The organism is Micromonospora sp. URMC 107, from assembly GCF_051386315.1.
Lineage (GTDB): Bacteria > Actinomycetota > Actinomycetes > Mycobacteriales > Micromonosporaceae > Micromonospora.
Window position 1 is genome coordinate 1 of record NZ_JBPQTK010000250.1, and the last position, 3201, is coordinate 3201.

General features: G+C 77.2%; 5 protein-coding genes. 3 read left to right on the top strand and 2 right to left on the bottom strand.

Features of this window, described 5'->3' with window-relative positions; all coding sequences use genetic code 11:
* Positions 1-10: 10 nt before the first annotated feature.
* Together ACSNN9_RS28205 and ACSNN9_RS28210 are read right to left on the bottom strand one after the other, a co-directional pair.
* Complete coding sequence (locus ACSNN9_RS28205) at positions 11-967, bottom strand: DUF3500 domain-containing protein (protein ID WP_436676345.1); 957 nt, start codon at positions 965-967, stop codon at positions 11-13.
* A gap of 267 nt (positions 968-1234) precedes the next feature.
* A complete protein-coding gene (locus ACSNN9_RS28210) occupies positions 1235-1588 on the bottom strand; it encodes an ankyrin repeat domain-containing protein (RefSeq protein ID WP_436676349.1) in 354 nt (117 codons plus the stop codon).
* Between the two features lie 108 nt (positions 1589-1696).
* Between ACSNN9_RS28210 and ACSNN9_RS28215 the strand changes: the two genes are divergently transcribed.
* The 3 genes from ACSNN9_RS28215 to ACSNN9_RS28225 all read left to right on the top strand — a co-directional run.
* Positions 1697-2074, top strand: coding sequence for a signal peptidase I (locus ACSNN9_RS28215; protein ID WP_436676346.1), 378 nt, complete (start codon positions 1697-1699; stop codon positions 2072-2074).
* A gap of 133 nt (positions 2075-2207) precedes the next feature.
* Positions 2208-2663, top strand: a complete 456-nt coding sequence (locus ACSNN9_RS28220; RefSeq protein ID WP_436676347.1) for a cysteine dioxygenase — start codon at positions 2208-2210, stop codon at positions 2661-2663.
* Between the two features lie 101 nt (positions 2664-2764).
* Positions 2765-3201 (top strand): rhodanese-like domain-containing protein (locus tag ACSNN9_RS28225; RefSeq protein ID WP_436676348.1); only part of this gene is annotated, 437 nt, incomplete at its 3' end.

Consider the following 3201-nt stretch of genomic DNA (forward strand, 5'->3'; position numbering starts at 1 on the left):
GGCGCGTGGGTCAGGGGGTGGGGTGCGCGTCGGCGTGGTGGGCGGCGAGGACGTCGGCGCCGAAGTCGCTGGCCGGGCGGCGCAGGACGGTGTGCGCGTGGTTGCCGTCGTCGGTGGTGTTGTCGTACTCGATGAGCAGGTCGTCGCCCTGCACCCGGTAGTAGTGGCGCCGGCCGGGCGCCGTCGGGCCGGCCCAGGCGAAGTGCAGCTGCCCGGAGTCCAGCCGGCGTGCCTCCCGGATCGCCAGCTCGGGTGGGAGCCGGTCCAGGTAGAGCGCCACGAGCTGGTCCAGCAGGGCCCGCCCGGTGGGCCCGAGCCGGTCGGCGGGCACCCCGAGCGGCTCCAGCGGCCCGTCCACCCGGGGACGGGTGGCGCTGATGATGTCCCCGGGCGCCTCGTCGGCGACGATCGCGGCGGCCCGGCCGGCCGGCCCCATCGCGTCGAGCAGGGCACGGGCCAGGTCCTCCTCCACGCCCAACGGCCGGGAGACCGGGCGGCCGGCGTACCGGACGGTGGCCGGGTTGGCGCCGAGGAAGACCGGCGCGGGGGAGACCTGGTCGTCCACCACCGTCATGCTCACCGAGAGGTGGTGCCCCTCCAGGCGCCACGCCCAGGCGTCGTCGCGGGCCGGATCCCCGAAGACGGCCACCCAGTAGTCGCCGCTGTGCCGGCCCCGACGCCAGCCCTCCGCCCGGTCCAGCACCTCCTCCAGCGCGACGATCGCCATCGCCTGGGCGTACGCCGGTGGGCTCAGCGCGGTCGCCAGCAGCCGGTGCGCGGCCTTGCGCCCGGCGCGGTCGAGGTCGGCCAGGCAGACCCCCGGCCGGGGCCGCGGCCGGTACTCCAGCCAGCGGCGGGCCGCCTCGTCGTCGAACCGGTGGGTGGCCTGGGCGCGGGCGGGTTCGCCGAGCGCGGCCAGCAGCGCCGTGGCGGCGGTGCGCATCTGTTCGGGCAGCGGATCCTCCACCGACCCTGTATACCGGGCGCAGGCCGGAAACGTCGGGCGTCGCGGTAGGTCCGTGCCCCGCGCCGCGCGTCGCGGTCGGCCGGCGGACGCTCCCGCGCCGGGCGTCGCCGCCAGCCCGGCCCGCGCGGACGTCCTTCGCGACCGGCCCCGTGGGCGTCCTTCGGCGACCGGCCCGCGCGGGCGTCCTTCGCGACCGGCCCCGTGGGCGTCCTTCGCGGCCGGCCCCGTGGGCGTCCTTCGCGGCCGGTGCCCGCGCCGGGGGCGCCGTCAGCCGGTCGGCGCCGTCAGCAGCGCGAGCATCTCGGGCAGGTCGAAGAAGCGGGCGGTCTCCACCGCCGACGGGCTGCCGTGGTGCGGGTCGGCCCCGGCGGCGAGCAGCGCCCGGACGGCCTCGGTGCTGCTGCGGAAGGTGGCGGCGGCCAGCGCGGTCTGGCCCCGGTCGTTGGTGCGGGAGTGGTCGGCCCCGCGGGCGAGCAGCGCGTCGACGGTCTCGGGGCGGGCGTGGTAGGCCGCCAGGATCAGCAGCGTGTCGCCCTTGTCGTTGGTCAGGTCGATCGGCAGCCCCGCGTCGACGTAGTCGGCCAGCTCGGCGGTGGCGCCGTCGCGCGCCAGGTCGAACATCCGGTGCGCGAACGCCAGCGTCTCGGCGTCGAGTTCCTCACTCACCGGTCCAGGTTAGTCGGACGCCCGCCTGGTACGTTGCTCGGCCGGCGTGCTGGGGGAGGGGCGATGGACGACAGGGTGTACGTGGGCAACGCGGGCGTCGACGGGGCGACGAACGCCGGCTGGCTGCTCGGCCACTTCATGCCGCCGGGCGACGCCCGGCACAGCGCCGACGTCGAGGTGAAGTGGGGGGTGCACGCGGCCGGGGAGGCGCGCTCCCGATGGGCCACCGACGAGCGGCGCACGGCCCTGCTGGTGCTGGTCAGCGGCCGGTTCCGCGTCGAGTTGCCGGACCGGACGGTGCTGCTCGGCGAGCCCGGCGACTACGTGGTGTGGGGTCGGGGCGTGGACCACTCCTGGTACGCCGAGCGCGAGTCGGTCGTGCTGACCGTGCGCTGGCCGTCCGTGCCCGGCTACCGGGTGGCGCCGCCGGTCCGCCGCTGACCGCCGCCCGCACCCGGCGACCACGTCGACCGGCCGTCCGCCGGCGGGATCCCAGTTCTTGGGATTACCTACTAAACCAATAGGGTTTGCAGCCTATGCTGGGTCCACGCTCCGCCGAACCGCGAGGACCGCCATGCCCGACCGACGCCCGCCCGACCTGCTCGCCGTAGCCCGACGCTGGGCCGCCGACCCCGCCCACTGGCCGGTGCCGCTGCGCTTCGACCCGACCGCCCGGTGGTACGCCCGGCTCGCCCACGAGGCCGACCACGAGGTGTGGGCGCTGAGCTGGCTGCCCGGCCAGGGCACCGACCTGCACGACCACGGCGGCTGCGGCGGCGCGTTCCTGGTCGTGTCCGGGGTCCTGACCGAGGAGACCGTCGACGGTGGCGTGCTCCGCCCGCACCGGCTGCCGGCCGGCTCGGGCCGTCGGTTCGGCTCGCGGCACGTGCACCTGGTGTCCAACCGGGACGACGAGCCGGCGGTGAGCGTCCACGTCTACCGGCCCGCGCTGCGCCGGATGACCAGCTACCGGCTCACCGACGGCCGGCTGCGCGTCGCCGAGGTGGCCGAGGCGGGAGTCGCCTGGTGAGCGCCACGCCGGCGCGCGCACACCGCCCGCGATCGCCCGCGCGCCGCGCGGCCCGCCCGCCGTCGTACGCGCACCGACAGCAACCAGAGGAGGCAACGACCATGCCGCAGACCGACCCGCACGCGTGTCCGGCCCCGGTGGCGCCACCGGGCTCCCGGGGCATCGACGAGATCCTGGCCGCCGCCCGGGCGCGGCTCGACCGACTGGACCCGGAGCGCGCGCACCTGGCGCACCGGGGCGGGGCCCTGCTGGTCGACATCCGCCCGGCCGCCCAGCGGGCCGCCCACGGCACCGTGCCCGGCGCGCTGGTGATCGAACGCAACGTGCTGGAGTGGCGGTTCGACCCCCGCTGCCCGGCCCGGCTGCCCCAGGCGGTCGGCTACGACCTGCGGGTGGCGGTCGTCTGCCAGGAGGGCTACACCTCCTCGTTGGCCGCCGCCGCCCTCCAGGATCTCGGGCTGCGCCACGCCCGGTGGAGCGTAGCGGTCAGGACGGCGCCCGGCCGGCGGTCACCGGGGGCGCGGGGGTGGACGTGGGC